Raw genomic sequence first — 20630 nt, 5'->3', positions numbered from 1 at the left:
TGTGAGTTCGGCAGAAGGCGACCCGACAGCCCTGCGGTGGCCGACGGGCGCCGTGGCATCTGCGCTGAGCCTGCCGTGGATCAATGAGCCATGGCGGGGCGTTCCTGCAGCAGCTGGCGGGTGAAAACCTCGGGCGGAACCGCCTCGGAGAACAGGAAGCCCTGGGCGCAATCGCAGCGCAGCCGGCGAAGCAGGGCCAGTTCGTCGGGATGCTCGACGCCCTCGGCGATCACTTCCAGCCCCAGTTGCCGGCCCAGCTTGACGATGCTCTCCAGCGCCGCCGCCAGCCCTTCGTCGTCCACGCAACCATGCACCAGTGCGCGGTCGATCTTCAGCTCGGTGAAAGGCGTCGAGACCAGGTTGTACAGCGAGCTGTACCCCTGGCCGAAATCGTCCTGGGCCAGGCCGAACCCCTTCATTCGCAGGCGACAGGTACCGGCGTAATAGTTCGCTGGAGTCGCGGTGCTGCTGCATTCGAGCAGCTCGAAAACGATGTGCGCCGGCACGCCACCTCGGGCGGCGACGAAGGCTGCAAGTCGATCCGGGAGCTCCGGATCGTCCAGCAGGTGGGTCGGCAGGTTCACCGCTACCGACAGGTGGAAGCCCATGGCGTCCCAGTCGGCCTGCGCCTGCAACGCCTGTTCCAGTACGGTCCAGAGCAAGGCTTCATCCAGTCCCGCCGCCGTCAACGCTGCCATGAAGCTGCCTGGTTGCAGAACACCGTGGCGGGGATGCTCCCAGCGCACCAGCGCCTCCGCCGCGACGATGCGCCCATCGATCAGCGAGGCCTTGGGCTGAAACCAGGCGCGGAACTGCCGTTGCGCAAGGCCCTGCTCCAGCTCTTCGCGAGTCGGAACGGGTATGGCAGGCCTGACGTGAAGCTCCTCGCGCTCCAGGCGCGCGAGAAGTTTTTCCAGCAAGCGCCGGATCACCGGCGCGCGGGCGGGCTTGGCGATCTGCTCGAGCACCGTGATGCCATGGGCGCGCGCCACCATACAGGCGCTGCCCATCAACTGGCGCGACGCCGAGCTCATGATCGCCAGCAGCGGCGGCTGCTTCAGTAAAGCCAGGCGCTGGATCAGCTGCACGCCATCGAGCCCCGGCATCAACAGGTCGCTGACCACCAGATCGAAACGCTCCTGCTCCAGCCAGCGCAACGCCTCAGCGCCGTCCTCGGCCGCACGCAGCTCCACGACCCCCTGCTCGCGGAACAGATTGAGCAGATACTCGCGCTGGAACGGTTGGTCTTCGACGATCAGGATTCGCTGATGTCGCATGTCGGCACCTCCGCAGGCAGGCTGGTCAGGCATTGGCGCAAGGTGCGCAGGTCCACCGGTTTGAGCAGACAGAGGTTCATGCCGGCAGCGAGGCAACGTTCGTTCTCCTCGTGCATGGCGTTGGCGGTGGCGCCGATGATGGGTCCGCGATAACCGCGCTGACGCAGGGCGCGAGCCAGCTCGTAGCCATTGAGATGGGGCATGTTGACATCCGTGAGCACCACGTCGAAGGCATCCGGCTGCCAGCGGGTGAGCGCCTGTCGGCCATCGATCGCGAGGTCGACGGTACAGCCCAGGGTTTCCAGCTGATCGCGCAGGATCAACTGGTTGATCGGGTTGTCCTCGACCAACAGGACCCTCAGGCCGAGCCCGATATCGGGCAGGGTTTCGGCGAGTCGCGCCGCTTCTCCGCTGGCGCATCCCTGCGCCGCCGCGAGGGCTCGGCGCAGTCCTATCAGGTTGTAGCGTCCCACGTGCCAGTCACAGCCTTCCTGGCGCGGTTGTTCCCCCCCCAGATCGGTGATCAGGACCCGGCAACCGCGCCAGGCCGGCAACGGCTTGCGGTCGTGGGGATTGACGCGAAGATCCACCAGCACGCTGGAGGCGTCCTCGTCCACCACCTGATCAGCGGCCAGCACCTGAGCCCGCGCGCCCCAACGGGTAATCCAGCCACACAGGCTCTCGGCCAGTTCGCGGTTCGGTGCATGCACCCAGACCATCGAATTGCACAGCCGGGGTTCGTTGGAGGCCTGCCGGTCCACGCATTGCAGGGGCAGGCTGAGGGAAAAACTGCTGCCCAGACCCACGTCACTGACCACCCGCAACTGGCCACCCATCAGTTCGGTGAGCCGCTTGCAGATCGACAGACCGAGGCCCGTACCACCGGCCATGCGTGCGTTGCCGGCCACCTGGTAGAAGGCGTCGAAGAGATTCTCCTGCTGGTCCTCGGGAATCCCGATACCGGTGTCGGCGACCTGCCAGTGCACTGTGTCGTGCCAGCCTTCACCAGGCTCGCAACGAACACGCAGGACAATGCGCCCGCTGTCGGTGAACTTCACCGCATTGCTCAGCAGGTTGTTCAGGATCTGGCGAATGCGCGTCGCGTCACCCAGCATCCGCTCGGGCATCTGCGGGTCGCAGCAGGCATAGATCTGCAAGCCCTTGGCGCGCGCGGCGGCGGCATAAGACTGGACGCTGTCGAGGGTCAGCTCCAGCGGCGAGAACTCGATCGGCTCCAGGCCCAGTTGACCGACCTCGATCTTCGACACATCGAGCACGTCGCTGATCAGTTGCAGCAGCGTCGAGGACGAACGCTGGATGGCGCGCAGGTAGCCGGACTGCTGGTGGTCGAGCACGGTACGCCCGAGCAGCTCCAGGGTGCCGAGCACGCCATAGAGCGGCGTACGGATCTCATGACTCATGGTCGCCAGGAACAGCGTCTTGGCCTCGTTGGCGGTGTCCGACAGACGCTTGGCCTCGGCCAGCGCCGCCTCGATCTGCTTGCGCGCACTGATGTCGCTGAACGCGCAGCAGAGGACTTCCTCGCCCTTGTAGCGGGTCGGCGTGTAACTCAGGTAGAGGTGACGGCCGGTGTGGGTTTCCACCTCCTCGCTGCCCCCCTCCTCGCCACTGTCAAAGCCACGCTCCAGCCAGCCGTGGCTCCAGTAGCGGCGCTCGTCGCCGTCGCCCAGCCATTGTTGCGCGAGGCGGTTTTCCAGCATCACTTCGGCATCGTTGCGGCGAAGCACACAGAGCGCCACGGGGGCGGTCTGGATCATCGCGCGATGGAAGCCCTCGTTCTCCACCAGCGCGTCGAGCCGACGCTGTGCCGGGCCGATCAGACGCCGGTTGATGCGCCGGCACATGCCCCAGACCATCAGGCAGCACGCCAGCAGGAAAACCAGGCCGGCCAATACCCGCGGCCACATCGGCATCAGCAGCTCGGAGAGGTTGAAGTAATAGATCAGCGACCAGTCGGAGCTGCCCAGGTGTTTGAGCAGCGCCAGATGGCTGGGCAGCAGGCCGGGGCCGCTGAACGCAAAATTGTCGCCTTCCCAGAGATCGCTGAACTGCAGGCCGAGTTGGGGTGATACGGCACTGCCGAGGATCGCGCGATGATCACGATCCAGCAGCAGGAAGCGCCCAGCCTCGGGCACGCCCAATGCTGCCGAGAGGTCGGCGCCGAACATTTCGAGCCCCAGCCAGCCATTGTCCTGCTCGTCCGTCACGCGAGTGAACAGGTACTGCCGCGCCTGCGGATCGGTCGGATCGGCCAGCCAGCGCACTCGCTGCTCCTCCTTCGGCGTGCCGGACTGCCCCAGCGCTTCGAGCACTGCCGGCGGCACGACAGCATTGAGCGCTGGCGCCCCGTACAGCCGCGTGACCGAACGCTCCCGATCAGGGGAGACATAGATCAGGTTCAGTCGCTTGGCTTCCATCTCCGACAGATCGCGCCCGGACAGTGCCAGGCTCCAGCTGGAACCCGGCTCGCCGAGCGTGACGAACACCTGTTCGTGTGGCGGCACCGGCACGCTCAGCTGGCGCCACTGCACCAGCGGTTCGCGCGCCTTCCAGGTGACGCCTCGGCTGACGTGCTCCAGTAGCGCCTCGCGCTGGCCGAGGTAGTCCTGGGCCTCGTACATGGCAGCATTCATCTGCCGACGCAGTTGCGACACTTCGTTGTTGAAGCTGGCGGCGAGGAACAGGCTCAGGGTGAAGAACAGGCAGGCGATCACCACCCAGGCCAGCAGACGAAGGAGTTTTCGGGCGGCCTTCGGGGTGGAAAAGGACGAATCCTGACGACGAAGGAACTGCTTGAGTTTCATGCCCGCCAGCCTGGCGAAAAGCAGACCAGGCGGACATCAGACAAATCTAAAAAGCATGGAAATGCGAGCGGTCGCTCAGCGATACCGCTTTCCGGCATCAGCCGTCCAGTAATCCGCTCGCCCTCTGCACCCGTCGCTCCGTCGCCGCTTCCAGCACCTGCCAGCCGCGCCCGGCACTGGCCAGGGTGAACCATTTGCGCGCACGGGTGATGCCGGTGTAGACCAGCTCGCGGGTGAGGATGGGATTGAGACTGTCGGGCAGCAGCAGGGCGGCGTGGGTGAACTCCGAGCCCTGGGATTTGTGCACGGTCATGGCGAACACCGTTTCCACCGCCTGCAGGCGGCTGGGCAGGATCCAGCGGATGGCGTCGGTGCCATCGCCCGCCGGGAAGGCCACGCGGGCGACCCAGCGGACCGAGCCGTCATCGGCCGCCTGCGGCAGTGCCAGGGTGATGCCGATGTCGCCGTTCATCAGGCCCAGGCCGTAGTCGTTGCGGGTGACCAGCACCGGGCGACCGGCGAACCAGCCGCTCGCCGAGGTAATCAATCCTTCGCGCTGCAGCAGGTCACCGATCAGGATGTTCAGTCCTTCCACGCCCCAGGGGCCGCGGCGCAATGCGCAGAGCAGCTGGAACTGGCCATGGGCTTCCAGCACCTGGCGCGCCCAGGCGTCCAGGGCCGCCTGGTCAGCGTTGCCCGCCGGACGCGAGCCGCTGACGACGCGCAGGTAGTGGGCGTAGCCGACCGGCCCGAACAGGTCGCCACCACGCCCGCCATCGATCACCAGATCACGCAGGCTGCGGGTTTCCTGGGCATCCACGGCGATACGGGCGAGGTCTTCGTGCTGCGCCTTCCACACCTGGCGCAAGGCCGGGATATCCCCGGCGTTGACCGCCTCCGCCAACTGGCCGATGCCGCTGTCGGCGCTGAAGCGGTGGCTGTGACGGAGCATGGCCACCGCCTGGTCGAGATCGCTGCCCGTGATGTCCAGCAGCGCGTTGTCGATCGGCTCGCCCGTCACGGCTTCCAGCCAGTCGCGAGTGGCCGGGCGGTAGTGGCCTTCGCGGGCGCGGCTGCACAGTTCACCGAGCACCGCGCCGGCTTCCACCGAGGCCAGCTGGTCCTTGTCGCCCAGCAGGATCAGCCGTGCGCGCGGCGGCAGCGCGGCGAGCAGCGAGGCCATCATCTCCAGGTCGACCATCGAGGCTTCATCCACCACCAGCAGCTCCAGCGCCAGCGGGTTGCCCGCGTGGTGGCGGAATTGGCGACTGTCCGGACGGCTGCCGAGCAGGCGGTGCAGGGTGGTGACGTCGGTGGGGATTTCATCGCGCACGGCCTCGCCATTGGGCAGGCCGTCGAGGTGCAGGCGCTGCACCGCGCCCGCGATGGATTCGTTCAGTCGCGCGGCAGCCTTGCCGGTCGGCGCGGCGAGGCGGATGCGCAGCGGCCGGCCACCCTGCTCCAGGGCCAGGCTCTGCAGCAGGGCGAGCAGCTTGACCACGGTGGTGGTCTTGCCGGTGCCGGGGCCGCCGGTGACGATGCCGAAGGCGTTGCCGGCCACCAGGGCGCAAGCGAGCTTCTGCCAGTCGGCCGGCGCGCCGGGCTTTTTCGGGAACAGCGCATCCAGCGCCTGGCGCAGTTGGGCAGCAGGCAACGCGGCGCGCAATGCGTCGCCCTGTTGCAGGCGCTGGTCGATGCCGGCGCGCACGTCGCGCTCGTACTGCCAGTAGCGACGCAAGTAGAGCCGGCGGCCGGACAGCACCAGCGGGGTATCGCCGGGACCGTCGCCGACCAGTCGCGGGTCGTTGAGCGCAGCGCGCCAGGCATCGAGATCGAAGCCGTCCAGCAGGACGCCGGGCAGTTCCGGTGCGTCCTTCGCGGAATCCCCTTCGGGCGGCAGCGACAGGGCGAAGCGGCTATCGGCCAGCGTTGCTTCCAGGTCGAGGCAGACATGCCCGCGCCCGAGCTGGTGGCTGGCCAGGGCGGCGGCGAGGATCAGCAGCGGATTGGCGTCCGCCGCGCGCTCGACCAGGAAGGTCGCGAAAGCGCGATCCAGCTCGCGCAGCCAGCCGCGCTCGGCCCAGCGGCCGATCAGTTCGAGCATTTGCGCGGCGCTCGTCATGCCGGTACCTCCCCGCGGAACAGGCGGTCCAGCTCGTCCATCAGCGCCTTGGGCGGGCGCTCCAGGTACATGCCCTGGGTCGTCGAGGAACTGCCGCGCAGGAACAGGTACATCGCGCCTCCGATGTGGCGGTCGTAGTCGTAGTCGGGCAGGCGCGCCTGCAAAAGCCGGTGCAGGGCGAACAGGTAGAGCGCGTACTGCAGGTCGTAACGGTGCTCCAGCAGTGCCTCGCGCAGTGCCGCGTCGGTGTAGGCCTCGTCGTCGGCGCCCAGCCAGTTGGATTTGTAGTCGGCCACGTAGTAGCGGCCCTCGTGTTCGAACACCAGGTCGATGAAGCCCTTGAGCATGCCGTTCAGCAGGTTCGCCTGCAGCGTCGGGCGCGCCACGCCGCCCAGGGTGTGGCGAATCACGGCGGCATCGAGACGCTGGGTATCGACGTGGCGGGTGGAGAACCAGAACTCCATTTCCTTCTGGTAGCTGGCCAACCCGGTCAGGCTGACCGGCGTCGCACCGGGGACGCGGAAAGCCGTGCGCAGGTACTGCCCGAGCCAACCTCTGAGCGGCTCGATCCATTCGTCCCACCCACGCACGGCGCAGCGCCGGGCAACCTGGTCGCGTAGCGATGCTTCGTCGGCGTTGAAGCCTTCGTCGGCCGCCCACTCGAGCAGGCCATGGAGGAAGCTGCCGGGATTCGCGCCACGCGGGAAAGCATGGAGGCTGAAGGGTGCGGGCACGGCTTCCAGCTCGCGGTGCTCTTCCAGGCTGCTCTCGCGCAGCAGGTCCTCGCCGGCGCTGATGGGTTCGTCGGCAGCCGGTGCAGGAGCGATGTCGCTGTCGTCCTCGGTCGCCAGCGTTGCCAGCGCGGAATAGCTGGCGATCCACCATTTCTCCGCCACACGGCGACGTGGCTCGCGGGCCGCGCCCAGCTCGCCGGCCTGCACCCCGACGAACACCTCCGTGCCGACGTCCGGCGCCGGCTCCACGGCGATTTCCGCGTGGCCTGCCTGCAACTCGCCGAGGCGGGCATTCACGTCCTCGACACTCAGCACATGGCCGCCACCGAGCAGGTAGCCCATCGCGCCCTTGTGCAGTTCGGGGTTCCTGCTGTTGCTCATCACCAGCGGCGCCATGCCCAGCCACACGGCGTGCCGCGCACGGGTCAGGGCCACGTAGAGGAGGCGCATGTCCTCGCTCAGGCGCTCGTCGTTGGCCAGCTGGAATGCCGCCTTGGCCAGCTCCTTGTCGCGTGACAGCTCGACGACCCGCGCCTCGCCGGACTGGAAGCTCGGCGGCGTACCGCTCTTGCCGTCCAGCTCGCGCCAGGTGCAGATGAAGGGCAGCAGCACCAGCGGGTATTCCAGGCCCTTGGACTTGTGGATGGTCACCACCTTGATCAGGTCGGCGTCGCTCTCCAGGCGGAGGATTTCCTCGCTGGACGGGCTCTCCAGCTGTTCGGCGAGCACGCGCAGCAGCGCATGTTCGCCATCCAGCTCCACGGCTTCGCGTTGCAGCCATTCGGCGAGGTGCAGGAGGTTGGTCAGGCTGCGCTCGCCATCGGTCTCGCGCAGCAGGCGCGCCGGCAGAGCGAAGTCGGCCAGCAACCGGCGCAGCATCGGCAGCACGCCCTGCTGCTGCCAGAGCACGCGGTAATCGCGGAAGCGCAGCACCATGTCTTCCCAGAATCGCTCGTCCTGGTTCAGCCGCTCCAGGGTCGGCCAGTCCAGCGCCAGGCTGCGAGTCGCCAGGGCGATACGCAGGACGCCATCGTCGCCAGGGTCGGCGCAGGCGCGCAGCCAGTGCAGCAGGTCGATAGCCTCGGGACTGTCGAACACCGAGTCGCGGTCGGACAGGTAGACGCTGGCGAGTCGGCGCCTGGCCAGTTCCGAGCGCACGGCCTCGGCTTCGCTGCGACCGCGCACGAGGATCGCGATGTCCGCCGGGCGCAACGCCCGCCACTGGCCATCGGCCTGGCGGAAGCCGCTCTGGGCGGAACTCAGCCAGCGCTGGATGGCACTGGCGCTGCGCGCGGCCATCTCCTGGCGGTACAGCGTGGAACCGCAGACCTGGCCGTCGTTATCCAGTTGCCAGAAGGTCATGGCCGGCGCCTCGTTGCCTTCCAGCAACAGCGCCTCATCCCGGCCACGGGCGCCCACGTCGAGGAAGGGCACCGGGTTCTCCTGCCCGTCCACGGCAAAGCGGAAGGCGCCGCGCGGATGCTCTTCGGCGAACAGGAAGCAGCGATTGGCCGCGCTCACCATGGCCAGGGTGGAGCGGAAGTTGGTACCCAGCGTGTAGTGGCGCCCGGCGGTGGCGGCACGGGCGCGCAGGTAGGTGTGGATGTCGGCGCCGCGGAAGGCGTAGATCGCCTGCTTGGGGTCGCCGATCATGAACAATCCCAGATGGCGCGGATTATCCGAGATGCGATAGACGCGCTCGAAGATGCGGTACTGCAGCGGGTCGGTGTCCTGGAATTCGTCGATCAGCGCCACCGGGAACTGCTCGCGGATACGTTCGGCCAGGCGCTCGCCGCCGCTGCCGGCCAGGGCGCGATCGAGGCGCACCAGCAGGTCGTCGAAGCCCAGTTCGGCGCGCTTCTGCTTTTCCACTTCGAGGTTGTGCCGCACTTCGCCCAGGGCATGCAGCAGCAGGTGCGGGGCGATCTCCGGGCGCTGCTCGGAACGTTCGACCCAGGCGTCGATGGCCCGCAGCGCAGGGTGCTCCGGCACCACAGCCTTGGCTTTCAGCTTGATCCGCGTCTGGCCGAACTTCGCCAGGTTGTCCGGCGCGTCGGCACCGTCGCTCCAGGCATCCAGTGCCTCGATCCAGCCGGCGAACACGGCATCGTCATCCTTGCCGCGATAGCTGTTGCCGTTGAGGTCGCCGCGCAGGTTGCGCAGCAGTTCGGCGACGCCCTCGCGATCCGCCGCCCAGGCTTCACGGGCGCGAGTCTCGGCGGCCGCGAGTTCATCGTAGAACTGGCCGGTGTCCTCCAGCAGATCGGCCAGCGAAGCCGGTGCGGTCAGCAACTGGTCGGCATAGCGGAATCCGGCTTCGTGCGCCGCCAGCAGCGGTTGCAGGGCGCGCGCCAGCGCCTCGGGGCCGGCGTAGCAATGGCGCACGGCGTTGGCCGCCGCCACGCCAAGCGGATAGAAGTTGCGCCGCCAGTAGTCGCGCACGGCTTCGGCGAGCAGCTCGCTCTGGTCGGCGGCGAGGTCCTGGGTGAACAGGCTGCCGCTGTCGAAGGCGTGCTCGCGCAGCATGCGGTAGCACCAGCTGTGGATGGTCGAGACGGCGGCTTCGTCCATCCATTCGGCGGCCAGGCGCAGCAGCCGCGCGCAACCGGGCCAGCGCTCGACGGCATAGCTGTCGCGCAGCGTCACCAGCAGGCCGTCGTGTTTCTGTTCGGGCTCGGCGAAGCAGCGTGCTGCTTCGCCCAGGCGCGCCCGGATACGCTCGCGCAGCTCCTGCGTCGCGGCTTCGGTGAAGGTCACCACGAGGATTTCCGGTGGGCTCAGCGGCCGGCCAAAGGCAGCCTGCTCGCCGCCGTGGTCGAGCACCAGGCGCACGTAGAGCAAGGCGATGGTGAAGGTCTTGCCGGTACCGGCGCTGGCCTCGATCAGCCGGCTGCCGTGCAGCGGGAAGTCGAGGGGATTCAGTTCGTGCGACGTCAAGGTGGCGGCGCTCATGCGACGTCCTCCTTGTGCTGCAGTATCGCGAACAGCGGCCCGTACAGAGCCTGTGCCCAGGCGCCGAATTCCTCGCTGGCGTTGAGGGCGGCGAAGTCCGGGTAGACCCGTGCCAGCGCAGCCGAAGACGCCGCCTCGCCGCTCAGGTTGAAGCCGCCGTCGTAGCGCTTGGCGGCTTCGCGTGCAGCACGTTCCTCATCGTCTCCAGCCGCCAGCCAGGCGAAAGCCGCCTTGCAGGCCACCGGCAGCGGACGGCGCATGCCCTGGAACCAGGCGTCCATCAGCGCGTCCAGCTCGGCGCGCGCTTCCTGCGCCGGCAGCGGCGGGAACTCCAGGGTGCCGGTCAGGCCGACCAGCACGCTGGTCACCGGCTCGCCGCACACCTGCAGCGCGAGGTGGCGCACCCACGGCCGCACCAGTCCATGCCATTTGTAGCCCTTGCCTTCATGCAGCTTGCCGCTGACCAGTTGCAGGCTGGCGAGCTGGCCGTCGGCGTTGCGACGCAGGCCACCGAGCCAGTCGGCCAGCTCGATGCCGGCGTGCTGGTGGTTGAGCTCGCGTTGTTCGTCTTCTACCTGCGACCAGTGCTCCAGCTGCTCGCGGTAGCGCGCCAGCAGATCGTGCAGCGGCGCCACCAGGGCCTGGGCGGAGAACTCGCCGAAGGCCGCCAGGGGCAGCCGGCCTTCGCGGCGCAGGCGCTGCACCTGTTCGTTCAATTGAGTGGCCAGCAGATCACCCTGCCACTGCGCCTCGACCCAGGGACGCAGGCGCTCGCACAGCTCGAACTGCAATTGCCAGACATCCAGGCCATTCAGCTCGAAGGGCTCTTCGTCCTGGCCGGTGAGCAGTTCCTCGCCGAAGCGCACCTTGAGGCGCTGCAGGAAAAAGGCGCCGACCGGGTTGGCGAGGAAGTCCGAAAGCACTCGCAACCCGATAGGTGCGTCGAGCACCGGCGGCGGCAGCGGCGCGTCGTCCGTCTGGGCGTCGTGCTCGCGGTGCACGTCGCGCCACTCGCGGGCGTAGGTGTAGAGGCCGTCGATGCCGCGCTCCGAGGGTGCGTCGAAGTAGGCGCGACTGAAGGGTTGCAGCGGATGTTCCAGGGTCAGCCCGTGAAGCAGGTCGCCACCGTCAGCCGTGTGCCACCCGGCGGCGAGGTGGTCGCGCAACTGGCCGACCAGCACCGACGGCGGGCGCTCGCTGTTGTCGCGGATGCTCCGGCCGACCCAGCTGACGTAGAGCTGGCGGCGCGCCGAGAGCAGCGCTTCGAGCAAGAGGTAACGGTCGTCCTCGCGGCGCGAACGGTCGCCGGGACGGTAGTCGTTGCGCATCAGGTCGAAATCCAGTGGCGATTGCGGACGCGGGTAGTCGCCATCGTTCATGCCCAGCAGGCAGACCAGCTGGAAGGGAATCGCACGCATCGGCATCAGGGTGCAGAAACTCACCGCGCCGGCGAGGAAGCGCTGGTTCAGGCCGCCGGCGTCCAGGCCACTGAGCCAGGCCTCGCGTACCACCGAGAGCGGCAGCGGGTCGGTGAAGCCGGCGTGGCCACAGGTTTCCAGCCAGCCTTCGAGCAGGTCCAGGAGGTGCTGGCGAAGCAGCTCGTCGTGGTCATCGGTGACCCGGAAGAAGTCGTCCAGCAGGGTGCGCAGGCGCTGCACCCAGGTCGTGGCATCGGCCTCTTCGGCGAGCAGCTCACAGGCCTTCTCCAGCGCACCGAGCAGCCCGGCCAGCGGACCGATGGCGGCGGCGTCCAGCCCGCCGATTTCAGCGTACGGCTGGATGCCCTGAAAGGCGTCGCCTTCACCCACTGCGAAACCCAGCAGCATACGCCGCAGGCCGAAGCGCCAGCTGTTGGCTTCGGCGGCGGCAGGCAGGCCAAGACGTTCGCGTTGCTGGCCGTCGAGTCCCCAGCGCACACCGGCGCCGTCGATCCAGCGGCGCAGCAGCGGCAGGTCGGCGTCGGCGAGGCCGAAGCGCGCACGCACGGCGGCAACGTCCAGCAGGTCTAGGATCTCGCTCACCGCAAAACGGCTATCGGGGAGGCGCAGCAAATGCTCCAGTGCTACCAGCAGCGGCTCGCGGCCGCGCTGGCCCTGGTCGGCCAGGGTGTAGGGGATGAAACGCTTGTCGTCGCGCGACAGCTGGCCGAACACGGCTTCGATGTGCGGCGCGTAGGGGTTGATATCCGGCACCATGACGATCACGTCGCGCGGGCGTAGCGTGGGGTCGGCGTCGAAGCGCGCGAGCAGTTGGTCATGCAGGATTTCCACTTCGCGCTGGGCGCTGTGGGCGACGTGGAAGCGCACCGAATCGTCAGTCTGCGGGTCGACTGCCGGCCAGTGTTCGCGCGTTTCGGTGAGCGGCCGAAGTTCGAGGATGTCGTCCTGCAGCTGGCCGAGCAGGCTACCTGGCTCGACCTCGCTGAACAGGTCGATGCGCCCATTGCTTACCGCGCCCAGGCGCGCACGGTAGCTTTCCGGGTCGTCGTACTGGTCGAGCAGGTTGATGTAGTCGCGGCCCTGCTTGCCCCAGGCAGCCAGCAGCGGCTGGGCGTACTGGTGCTGCTGGTCGTCGCTGAGCAGCTCCGGCGTGCCGGCGCGGCGGCGCTGGCGGCGGTACTCGTGACGCAGCAGGTCCTTGTCCGCGACGATGTCGGCCCAGTGGTGACGGCAGGGGTTGTGCACGCAGAGCAGCACCTGGGCATGGCGTGCCAGCACGGCAAGGGCTTCCACCGTCTGCGCAGGCATCGCGGAGATGCCGAACACCACCACGCGGCGCGGCAGGTTCGGCAGCGGTTGCACGGCGGCCTTGAGCTTCTCGATGAATCGCCCGTGCACACCAGCACGGCTGGTGGCCAGTCCCTCGGGGCCGACGTCGTCGAGCAGCGCGCGCCACAGTGCAGCCTGCCAGCGGTTGTCGGCGTCCAGCTCGCGCACGCTGCCGTTGGCCAGGCGCAGCTGGTCGACGCTGCGGCTCCAGTCTTCCAGCCAGTCGGCGCGGTAGACCTGGTACTGGTCGAACAGATCGGCCAGGCGCTCGGCCAATTGATGGCGCTTGCGCAGGTCGGCGTCGTCGGCGAGGAAGCGCTGCAGGGTGGCGAACTCGTCGCGTTCCAGCAGCGTCGGCAGCAGGCGCATCAGGCGCCAGGTCAGCGGGCCCTTGTCGAGCACCGAGACTTCGGGGATCTCATCGCGACCCAGCGCTCCACGGTAGGCGCGCCAGAGGAACTGCGCGGGCAGTTGCACATCGACGGCCGCGGTGATGCCGCAACCGCCCTCCTCCACATCACGCCCGAGCGCCAGCTTGAGCCATTGGGCGATGCCGTTGCTCTGCACCAGGATGACTTCGTTTTCCAGCGGCGCCAGCGGGTGCAGGCTCATCCATTGCACCAGCAGGTCGCGCAGCGCTTCCGGGTGGTTGCCGTGGATCACCATCAGGCCGGGGGTCAGTCGCTGCTCGGTCATCGTGTCTCCTGGATCAGGCGAGCAGCCGTTGCCCGCGAAGTACGACGGGCATTTCACCAAAAGAGGACCGAGCGGGATAGCTTTTTACGAGGGAGGCAGCGCCCAGCGAGTGGTCCCTGCTGCCACATCGAGCGCCCAGGCCTGGCGGATGTCCGCGAGCACGCTGTCGCGCAGGGCCTCGCGACGGCGGAACTCGCTGCGCCGCTGGCTCTTCACGTCGGCGATATCACGGGCCGGCTCGCTCTCGGGCAGGCGGAACCAGTGCTGCTCATGCCTGACGCCGTGCAGCTCCTGCCAGAAGGTGTCGTAGCTGGAGCGCAGCTTGTCCGAGCAGCTGTGCGCCGCATCACTGACGCCCAGGATCAGCGGGCATGCCAGGCACCGGGACAGCTCGTACAGGGCCGACACCAGCAGGTTCTTCGGCCGCAGACCGTGCATTTCCTTGCCCAGCCATTTGACCGTGCCGGCCTCGACGCTCGGGCGCGGGCCCTGCAGGCCGCCGATCAGGATGCAGGCAGAAACTCAGGGAATACAGGCGCTCGCCGGTCGCGTCACGCAGGAACAGCCCCAGCTCCCCCTCCTTGGCGAACGCCGAGGGCTCCAGGGACAGGTACAGCCACTCGCCGCCCTTCAGCTCGACGTCGCACAGGGCAATACCCTGGAGGCCGAACAGGCGCTGCGACCAGCTCGCCGGCAACTGCTCCAGGCGCCGGTAGTGCTCATGCAGCGCACGCAGGCGACGAGCGATGCTCCAGTGCCGGCAGAGATAGGTCTTGCGGTGACGGCGAGCGGAAATCGGCAGCCCCTTGTAGGCGACATTCAGCGTCGGGTGGCGCTCCCGCTGCCGCGACCACAGCCAATGCAGGCGCGGGGCGCTGACCAGGGCCACGACCTTCTGGGCGGAATTACGCAGGAAGCGCAGATGCATGACGGGCTCGCGACAGGAGACAGGATTGCGCCATGGTGCGCACGGCACCTTGTGGAAGGCTTAAGGAGCCTCGCGCCAGGAGGCTCTCCTGCCGCCTCCGCACCCCGGCATTCGAACCTGCTCGACCGCCGCCAGCGACTATGCTGATTCGACGGCCGTTCCAGGCCAGCCATGGAGGAAGAGATGGGAAAGAAGAGCAAGTCGAAGAACCCGGCCCCCGAGCAGACCGGGAAGATGAAGAACAAGGAGTACGAGGAGCACCTGCGCAAACTCTCGGTCGAACTGGTCAAGCTGCAGGAGTGGGTGGTGCACAAGGGCCTGAAGGTCTGCATCCTCTTCGAGGGCCGCGACGGCGCCGGCAAGGGCGGCACCATCAAGGCGCTGACCGAACGCGTCAGCCCGCGGGTGTTCCGCGTGGTGGCGCTGCCCACGCCCACCGAGCGTGAAAAGTCCCAGCTCTACGCCCAGCGCTACATCAAGCACCTGCCGTCCGCCGGTGAGGTGGTGATCTTCGATCGCAGCTGGTACAACCGCGCCGGCGTCGAGCGGGTGATGGGCTTCTGCACCGAGGAACAGGCCGACAAGTTCCTCGCCGTGACCCCGCTGTTCGAGCGCATGCTCACCGAGTCCGGCATCATCCTGCTGAAGTTCTGGCTGGAGGTCAGCCCCGAGGAGCAGGAGCGCCGCCTGAAGGACCGCATCACCGACGGCCGCAAGACCTGGAAGCTCTCGCCGATGGACCTGAAGTCCTTCACCCGCTGGGACGACTACACCCGTGCGCGCGACCTGATGTTTGCCGCCACCGACTCGCCCTGGGCACCCTGGATCGTGGCGCCGTCGGAAGACAAGAAACGCGTGCGCCTGAACGTGATCAACCACATCCTCAAGCACGTGCCGTACAAGACCCTCCCGCGCGACGAGGTGAAACTGCCCCGGCGCGGCAAGATCGGCAAGTACAAGAGCCCCGACTACCCCATCCACTACATCGACGAGGCCTTCTGAGGCCAACCGGGGCCGGTGCCCGCCGGCCCTGGATCGATTTGCGCTAAGCGTCCATCCCGCCTGAAACCTGCGTGTCTATAGCCGGCCAGAAGCCAGCATCCGGCACCGCCCTGCCCCTGCACGCCGGGACCGCCCATCCGGATGTCCCACAGTCTTTCTCAATCGACGCCATAGGCTGCGCCTATTTGCTGACGCCAGAGCCCTGACCTAGGCCTGTGCCTGCAAACATGAGCCGCGTCCTTCTCACAACACCAAGAAGAGGAAGCCTGATGAACACGCCAGTCCGGAACCGATGGAGCCTGATCGCCCTGTCGATGGCCATGGCCCTGCACAGCGGGGCGGCAAGTGCCGAAGAGAAACTCCCCTCCAGTTATGCCCCGACCCAGACCGACGACTTCCCCAGCGTGATGAAACGCATGACGGCAGACAAGCCGAAGATCGCGCAAGCCCACAAGACCCTGCTCGAACAGCGCTACGACCTCGCCGACAAGCCGGCCAAGGGGGTGACCATGTCGCGCGGAAAGCCAGTGCAGGAAGGCGTTCGGGTGAGGCTGCCCGAGGGCACCAGCTGGGATGAGCTGGCGAAACTCCCACCCGATGAAATCCGCGAGAAAGGTCTCTTCCCCGGCGGCTTCCTGCCGCTGCCGCACCCCAATCATCCGGAAGGCGGGATGGTCTTCCCGCACTTCCTCATCGAGGAGATCAACCAGCAGGAGAAACGCGACCTGACCCGCTTCGACCTGGACTTCGACCTGCCCGATCACTTCCTCCCGGAGTTCCCCGCGCCGATCTACCTGACCACCCGCCCGGACCTGGGCGATGTCTCCAAGGGCCGCCAGATCACCCTGTTCAACTACTACGACACCTTCGCCGGCATCCTCAATCCGAAGCAGCTCGAAGGCCTGCGCCTATTGCTCACGCCCTTCGCCCAGCAGCAGTTCAACCAGACCGATGACCGCCGCAGCGAAATGCCCAGCCGCGGCGTGGCCTGTTTCGACTGCCACGCCAACGGCCATACCAATGCTGCGACGCACCTGGCGGGCGATGCACGGCCGCAGGCGTTCCGCCATCGCATCGACACCCCGTCCCTGCGCGGGGTGAACGTACAGCGCCTGTTCGGCTCGCAGCGGGCGCTGAAGACGGTGGAGGATTTCACCGAGTTCGAGCAGCGCGCCGCCTACTTCGACGGCGATCCGGTGATCGCCACCAAGAAGGGCGTGAACATCCTCGATCGGGGCAGCCAGGTTCACTTCATGGGCGAGTTCCAGGCGCTGCTGGACTTCCCGCCGGCGCCCAAGCTGGATATCGAGGGCAAGCTGATCCCGGCAAAGGCCAGCGAGCAGGAGCTGCGCGGCGAGCAGCTGTTCCATGGCAAGGCCGCCTGCGCCGGCTGCCATACCCCGCCCTACTTCACCGACAACCTGATGCACAACCTCAAGACCGAACGTTTCTTCAAGCCGACCGAGGTCAACGGCGTGATGGCAGTGGGCGATGGGCCGATCAAGACTTTCCCCCTGCGCGGCATCAAGGACTCGCCGCCATACCTGCATGACGATCGCCTGCTGACGCTGGACGACACCGTCGAGTTCTTCAACCTGGTGCTGGGACGCAAGCTGAACCAGGAGGAGAAGGCGGATCTGGTGGCGTACCTGAGAGCGCTCTGACGGCCGTGCTTGTGCAGCAGCGGACTCCGTCCGCGATGGTGTCCCGCGCGCTCCTGCCCTGTCGCGGACGGCATCTGCTCCTGCGGTCAGCCCGCCTCACTCAATGGCTCTCAGGTAAGCCTCGACCTCACCGGAGAGCCACCCGGCAAACGCCGCCACCTTGGCCTGGGTCGCCTCGCGCTCGGGCCACACCAGCCAGTAAGGGAAGCCGTAGGGCACGCGCAGGTCGCTCAGGGCCACCAGCTCACCGCTGTCCAGCGCACCGGCCACCAGGCTGCGGCGTTCGAGGCCGATCCCCTGTCCCATGCGCACCGCCTCGATGCTCAGGTTGGAGTCGTTCACCACGAACTCCGCCGGCTCCTGCGGTACCGCCACGCCGGCAGCCTGGCACCAGCCCAGCCAGGACTCGAAACCGGTGACGCGCGGGCAACGGAGAATGTCTTCGGGGCTGCGGGGTAGCTGGCCGCCGTTGAAATCCGGCGCGGCGACGACTACCACCTCGTCCTCGAACAGGCGCTCCTGCGCCAGCCCTTCCCAGTGCCCCTGGCCGATGCGGATGGCCACGTCGGCCAGGCCCTGGCGCAGGTCCATCACCTCCAGGCTGGCAAGCAACCGCAAGCGGTACTGTGGATAACGCGCGCGAAAGACCGGCAGGCGCGGCAACAGCCATTTCTGGCCAAAGGACGGCGTGAGCGCCACCACCAGCTCATCCTCGCCAGGGCGCGCCTTGGCCAGCCGGGTCGCCTCGGCGATATCGCGCAGTGCACCACGGATCTGCAAGGCATAGAGACGGCCCTCTTCGCTGAGGCGCAACCCACGCCCTTCGCGTTGCAGGAGAGTAATCCCGAGCAGGCTTTCCAGTTGGCGCACCTGCTGACTGATGGCCGAATGGGTGACATGCAGCTCGCCGGCGGCGAGGGTGACGCTGCCGAGCCTGGCAACGGCCTCGAAACTGCGCAGCGCGGAGAGCGGTGGCAATGCGCTCATGTAAGTTTTCCTAACCGAATCGGTCACTAATCGTCGCTATTTCCCAGCCGGCAAAGCCGCTAGATTCATGGCCACCGCGCGGAAAACCGCGCCAGCCACGATGCAATCTCCACTAACAGGATGTGCCCATGCAACAGAAGCTTCCGCACCTGATCGGCATGCTCGACTCGCCCTACGTGCGCCGCGTCGCCATCACCCTGCGCCTGCTCGGCATCGAGTTCAGCCACCAGTCGCTGTCGGTGTTCCGCACCTACGAGGAGTTCCGCGGCATCAACCCGGTCGTCAAGGCACCGACGCTGGTGCTGGGCGACGGCCAGGTGCTGATGGATTCCACGCTGATCATCGACTGCTTCGAACACCTCGCCGGGCGCAGCCTGATGCCCGCCGAGCCTGCCGCGCGGGTACGCGCCACGCGCCAGCTGGGCCTGGCCCTGGCGGTCATGGAGAAGGCGGTGCAGCGCTACTACGAGCAGCAGCGGCCGGAAGACAAGCAACTCGGCACCTGGCAGGAGCGCGTCGACCAGCAGCTGCACGCCGCTCTGGCGCAACTGGAGAGCGAATTACGCGAGATGTCGCTGGATGTGGGCGCACCGCTGGACCAGGCCGGCCTGAGCATCGCGGTAGCCTGGACGTTCGTGCAGCTGCTGCATTCGGAAGCTATTCCAGCCGACAGCTACCCGGCGGTGCGCGACTGGGCGGAACAGGCTGAAGCACTGGACGTGTTCAAAGCCTTCCCGCCGGTGTGAAGCGCCCGACTCAGTCGCCCTGGGGCTTGCTCAGGGTGACATTGCCAAAGGTCATGAAGACGAACGCGCTGCCTGCCGGGCCTCGATAAGCGCCCTGCGCCCCGCAGAGCTTGCAGGCCAGGGCAGTGAACTCCCACGCCTGCTCCTGGCTGCACGCCAGTTTCTGCGTGGTGAGACAATCGATGCCGTTCTCCTCGCCATACTGGCGCACGGCGAACGCGTGCTCCTGCAGCGGCGCCACCACCGACGGGTGATCCCACCCCCACAGCCAGGTGCCATCCGCCGTGTTGTAGGTCCCCACGATCTGCACCGGACACGTCGCGACGAGGCCGTCGGGATGGGCGAACTCGATGACGCCGCTGTCCTGATCAACGCTCCACGAACACTCGCTGAGATGCCAGGTGGCGTCGTGCACACCTGCCTTCGCCGTCAGCTCGGCGACGCATTGCTCCAGGAAATCCTGGAACGCGGAAGCGGGGGCGCTCCGAGGGGTTTCCTTGCCCAGAAGGCGCTTGAAAAAACGCATGGTCGATCCTTCAACGGTCAGTGGGTAATCAGGGGAGATGGGAGCGCCGTCAGTCCCGCGGCAACTCCTCGTGCTGTTGCCGGGTGAAACGCAGCAGGCCGAAACAGATAAAGAAGCCGCACAGCGCCAGCCCGGCGGCAACCAGGAAGATCGAGGCGTAGCCATGGCGAGCGGCAACCAGGCCCATCAGCGGGCCGGCGACGCCCATCGCCAGATCAAAGAACAACGCGTAGGCGCCCAGGCCGGCACTGCGGCTGCTGGCCGGAATCCGCAGGACCGCCTCGACGCCCAGCGACGGATAGACCAGCGACAGGCCGCAGCCGGTGAGCGCCGCGCCGAGCAATGCGAAACCAGGCCCCGGTGCCTGCCAGAGCAGCAGCAGGCCGAAGACCTCGACGCCCAGGCAGACCACCGCCACAGCAAAGCCGCCGAAGCGATTGACCATGCCCGAGAAGATCAGCCGCGCGCCGACGAAGCAGACGCCGAAGGCGGTCAGGCACCAGGCCGGGTTTGCCCAGCCCTGGCTGCCGTAATAGAGGGTGATGAAGGTCGCCAGGGTGCCGAAGCCGATGGACCCGAGCATTACGCACATCCCGTAGGGCAGCACGCGACCGAGCACGGCATGGAAGGCCATGCGCACGCCGGGAATGGTCGGGACCTCCGCCCGGCCTCGGGCCGCCAGCCAGCCCAGCGCGGTGAGCACGAGGATGCTCACGCCCAGGCTCCACAGGCCCAGCGAGGCCGACATCGTCACGCCCAGCGGCGCGCCAATGGCGATACCGCCGTAGCTGACGATGCCGTTCCAGGAAATCACCCTGGCGGTGTTCTGGGTGCCGACCAGCGCGATGCCCCAGCTCGCCGTGCCGATCCCCAGCAGCCCCTGCGCCAGGCCGAACAGCAGGCGACTCGCGAGCAGCAGCGTGAGGCTCAGCCAGGTCACCGGCTCGACACTGGTGGACGCCAGCACCAGAACGCCACCGATACCCAGCACGCCCAGGCCGTAGAGCACGGCGCGCTTGGCCCCGTAGGTGTCGGCCACGTAACCCGCCAGCGGGCGGGACACCAGGGTGGCGATGTACTGCAGGCCGATCACCACGCCGGCAACCACGGTGGAGTAGCCCAGGCCTTCGTGGACGAAGCCGGGCAGCACCGGCAGCAGCAGGCCGATGCTCAGGAACAGGACGAAGGTGAAGAAGACGGTCGCGAGGATGCGCAGGGTAACGGAGGCGGTTCGCTGCTCGGACGAGCTCATGGACGGGCCTGACGATGGATAGCGGAGCGGGTAACGGGGACGATTGAAAGCAGGCTATCTATTTCCGTCCCGATTGCCAATCCGAACCTTGCTCCTCGGCAGAGGCTCCTATAGTTGTTCCACTGCCGCGCGCCGTGGCGGCGCGCTCCAC

The 20630-nt window shown here is 67.4% G+C and carries 11 protein-coding genes and 1 pseudogene; 3 read left to right on the top strand and 9 right to left on the bottom strand.

The window, feature by feature from the left end:
- Positions 1-80: 80 nt before the first annotated feature.
- The 6 genes and pseudogenes from pvrR to AC1ZV1_RS06165 all read right to left on the bottom strand — a co-directional run bounded on the left by pvrR (position 81) and on the right by AC1ZV1_RS06165 (position 14302).
- Entirely contained in the window at positions 81-1277 is a 1197-nt protein-coding gene (pvrR, locus tag AC1ZV1_RS06190) for a response regulator cyclic di-GMP phosphodiesterase PvrR (protein WP_484295956.1), read from the bottom strand.
- Positions 1256-4102 (bottom strand): ATP-binding protein, encoded by a 2847-nt coding sequence (locus AC1ZV1_RS06185; protein WP_484295955.1) that lies wholly within the window; start codon positions 4100-4102, stop codon positions 1256-1258. The genes pvrR and AC1ZV1_RS06185 overlap by 22 nt, the downstream gene beginning before the upstream one ends.
- A gap of 97 nt (positions 4103-4199) precedes the next feature.
- Positions 4200-6224 carry an exodeoxyribonuclease V subunit alpha gene (gene recD, locus AC1ZV1_RS06180; protein WP_484295954.1) on the bottom strand — a complete coding sequence of 675 codons (2025 nt, stop codon included), beginning with the start codon at positions 6222-6224 and terminating at the stop codon, positions 4200-4202.
- Positions 6221-9910, bottom strand: coding sequence for an exodeoxyribonuclease V subunit beta (gene recB / locus AC1ZV1_RS06175; RefSeq protein WP_484295953.1), 3690 nt, complete (start codon positions 9908-9910; stop codon positions 6221-6223). The genes recD and recB overlap by 4 nt, the downstream gene beginning before the upstream one ends.
- Complete coding sequence (gene recC / locus AC1ZV1_RS06170; protein WP_484295952.1) at positions 9907-13374, bottom strand: exodeoxyribonuclease V subunit gamma; 3468 nt, start codon at positions 13372-13374, stop codon at positions 9907-9909. Before recC ends, recB begins: the two co-directional genes overlap by 4 nt.
- A gap of 84 nt (positions 13375-13458) precedes the next feature.
- A pseudogene (locus AC1ZV1_RS06165) lies at positions 13459-14302 on the bottom strand (VirK/YbjX family protein).
- Positions 14303-14485: 183 nt separating this feature from the next.
- Between AC1ZV1_RS06165 and ppk2 the strand changes: the two are divergent.
- Entirely contained in the window at positions 14486-15304 is an 819-nt protein-coding gene (gene ppk2 / locus AC1ZV1_RS06160) for a polyphosphate kinase 2 (protein WP_484295951.1), read from the top strand.
- 269 nt (positions 15305-15573) lie between these two features.
- Positions 15574-16968 (top strand): cytochrome B6, encoded by a 1395-nt coding sequence (locus tag AC1ZV1_RS06155; protein ID WP_484295950.1) that lies wholly within the window; start codon positions 15574-15576, stop codon positions 16966-16968.
- Between the two features lie 96 nt (positions 16969-17064).
- Here the strand turns inward: AC1ZV1_RS06155 and AC1ZV1_RS06150 are convergent, their stop codons facing one another.
- Positions 17065-17955, bottom strand: coding sequence for a LysR substrate-binding domain-containing protein (locus AC1ZV1_RS06150; protein WP_484295949.1), 891 nt, complete (start codon positions 17953-17955; stop codon positions 17065-17067).
- A gap of 128 nt (positions 17956-18083) precedes the next feature.
- Between AC1ZV1_RS06150 and AC1ZV1_RS06145 the strand changes: the two genes are divergently transcribed.
- Complete coding sequence (locus AC1ZV1_RS06145) at positions 18084-18701, top strand: glutathione S-transferase family protein (protein WP_484295948.1); 618 nt, start codon at positions 18084-18086, stop codon at positions 18699-18701.
- Positions 18702-18711: 10 nt separating this feature from the next.
- Here AC1ZV1_RS06145 and AC1ZV1_RS06140 read toward each other — a convergent pair whose 3' ends face one another.
- Both AC1ZV1_RS06140 and AC1ZV1_RS06135 read right to left on the bottom strand, forming a co-directional pair.
- Positions 18712-19227: a DUF6882 domain-containing protein gene (locus tag AC1ZV1_RS06140; RefSeq protein WP_484295947.1), complete on the bottom strand. Its 516-nt coding sequence runs from the start codon at positions 19225-19227 to the stop codon at positions 18712-18714.
- A 49-nt stretch (positions 19228-19276) separates the two neighbouring features.
- Positions 19277-20479, bottom strand: coding sequence for an MFS transporter (locus tag AC1ZV1_RS06135; RefSeq protein ID WP_484295946.1), 1203 nt, complete (start codon positions 20477-20479; stop codon positions 19277-19279).
- Positions 20480-20630 lie beyond the last annotated feature (151 nt).

Source organism: Pseudomonas sp. BB438, assembly GCF_057180225.1.
Note: the sequence above shows the minus strand (reverse complement) of the source record. Positions and strands in the feature narration are given on the sequence as shown.

Excerpts from the sequence above, each read along its gene's own strand:
- pvrR (WP_484295956.1), bottom strand. The coding sequence starts at position 1,277 with ATGCGACATCAGCGAATCCTGATCGTCGAAGACCAACCGTTCCAGCGC.
- AC1ZV1_RS06185 (WP_484295955.1), bottom strand. The coding sequence starts at position 4,102 with ATGAAACTCAAGCAGTTCCTTCGTCGTCAGGATTCGTCCTTTTCCACC.
- recD (WP_484295954.1), bottom strand. The coding sequence starts at position 6,224 with ATGACGAGCGCCGCGCAAATGCTCGAACTGATCGGCCGCTGGGCCGAG.
- recB (WP_484295953.1), bottom strand. The coding sequence starts at position 9,910 with ATGAGCGCCGCCACCTTGACGTCGCACGAACTGAATCCCCTCGACTTC.
- recC (WP_484295952.1), bottom strand. The coding sequence starts at position 13,374 with ATGACCGAGCAGCGACTGACCCCCGGCCTGATGGTGATCCACGGCAAC.
- ppk2 (WP_484295951.1), top strand. The coding sequence starts at position 14,486 with ATGGGAAAGAAGAGCAAGTCGAAGAACCCGGCCCCCGAGCAGACCGGG.
- AC1ZV1_RS06155 (WP_484295950.1), top strand. The coding sequence starts at position 15,574 with ATGAACACGCCAGTCCGGAACCGATGGAGCCTGATCGCCCTGTCGATG.
- AC1ZV1_RS06150 (WP_484295949.1), bottom strand. The coding sequence starts at position 17,955 with ATGAGCGCATTGCCACCGCTCTCCGCGCTGCGCAGTTTCGAGGCCGTT.
- AC1ZV1_RS06145 (WP_484295948.1), top strand. The coding sequence starts at position 18,084 with ATGCAACAGAAGCTTCCGCACCTGATCGGCATGCTCGACTCGCCCTAC.
- AC1ZV1_RS06140 (WP_484295947.1), bottom strand. The coding sequence starts at position 19,227 with ATGCGTTTTTTCAAGCGCCTTCTGGGCAAGGAAACCCCTCGGAGCGCC.
- AC1ZV1_RS06135 (WP_484295946.1), bottom strand. The coding sequence starts at position 20,479 with ATGAGCTCGTCCGAGCAGCGAACCGCCTCCGTTACCCTGCGCATCCTC.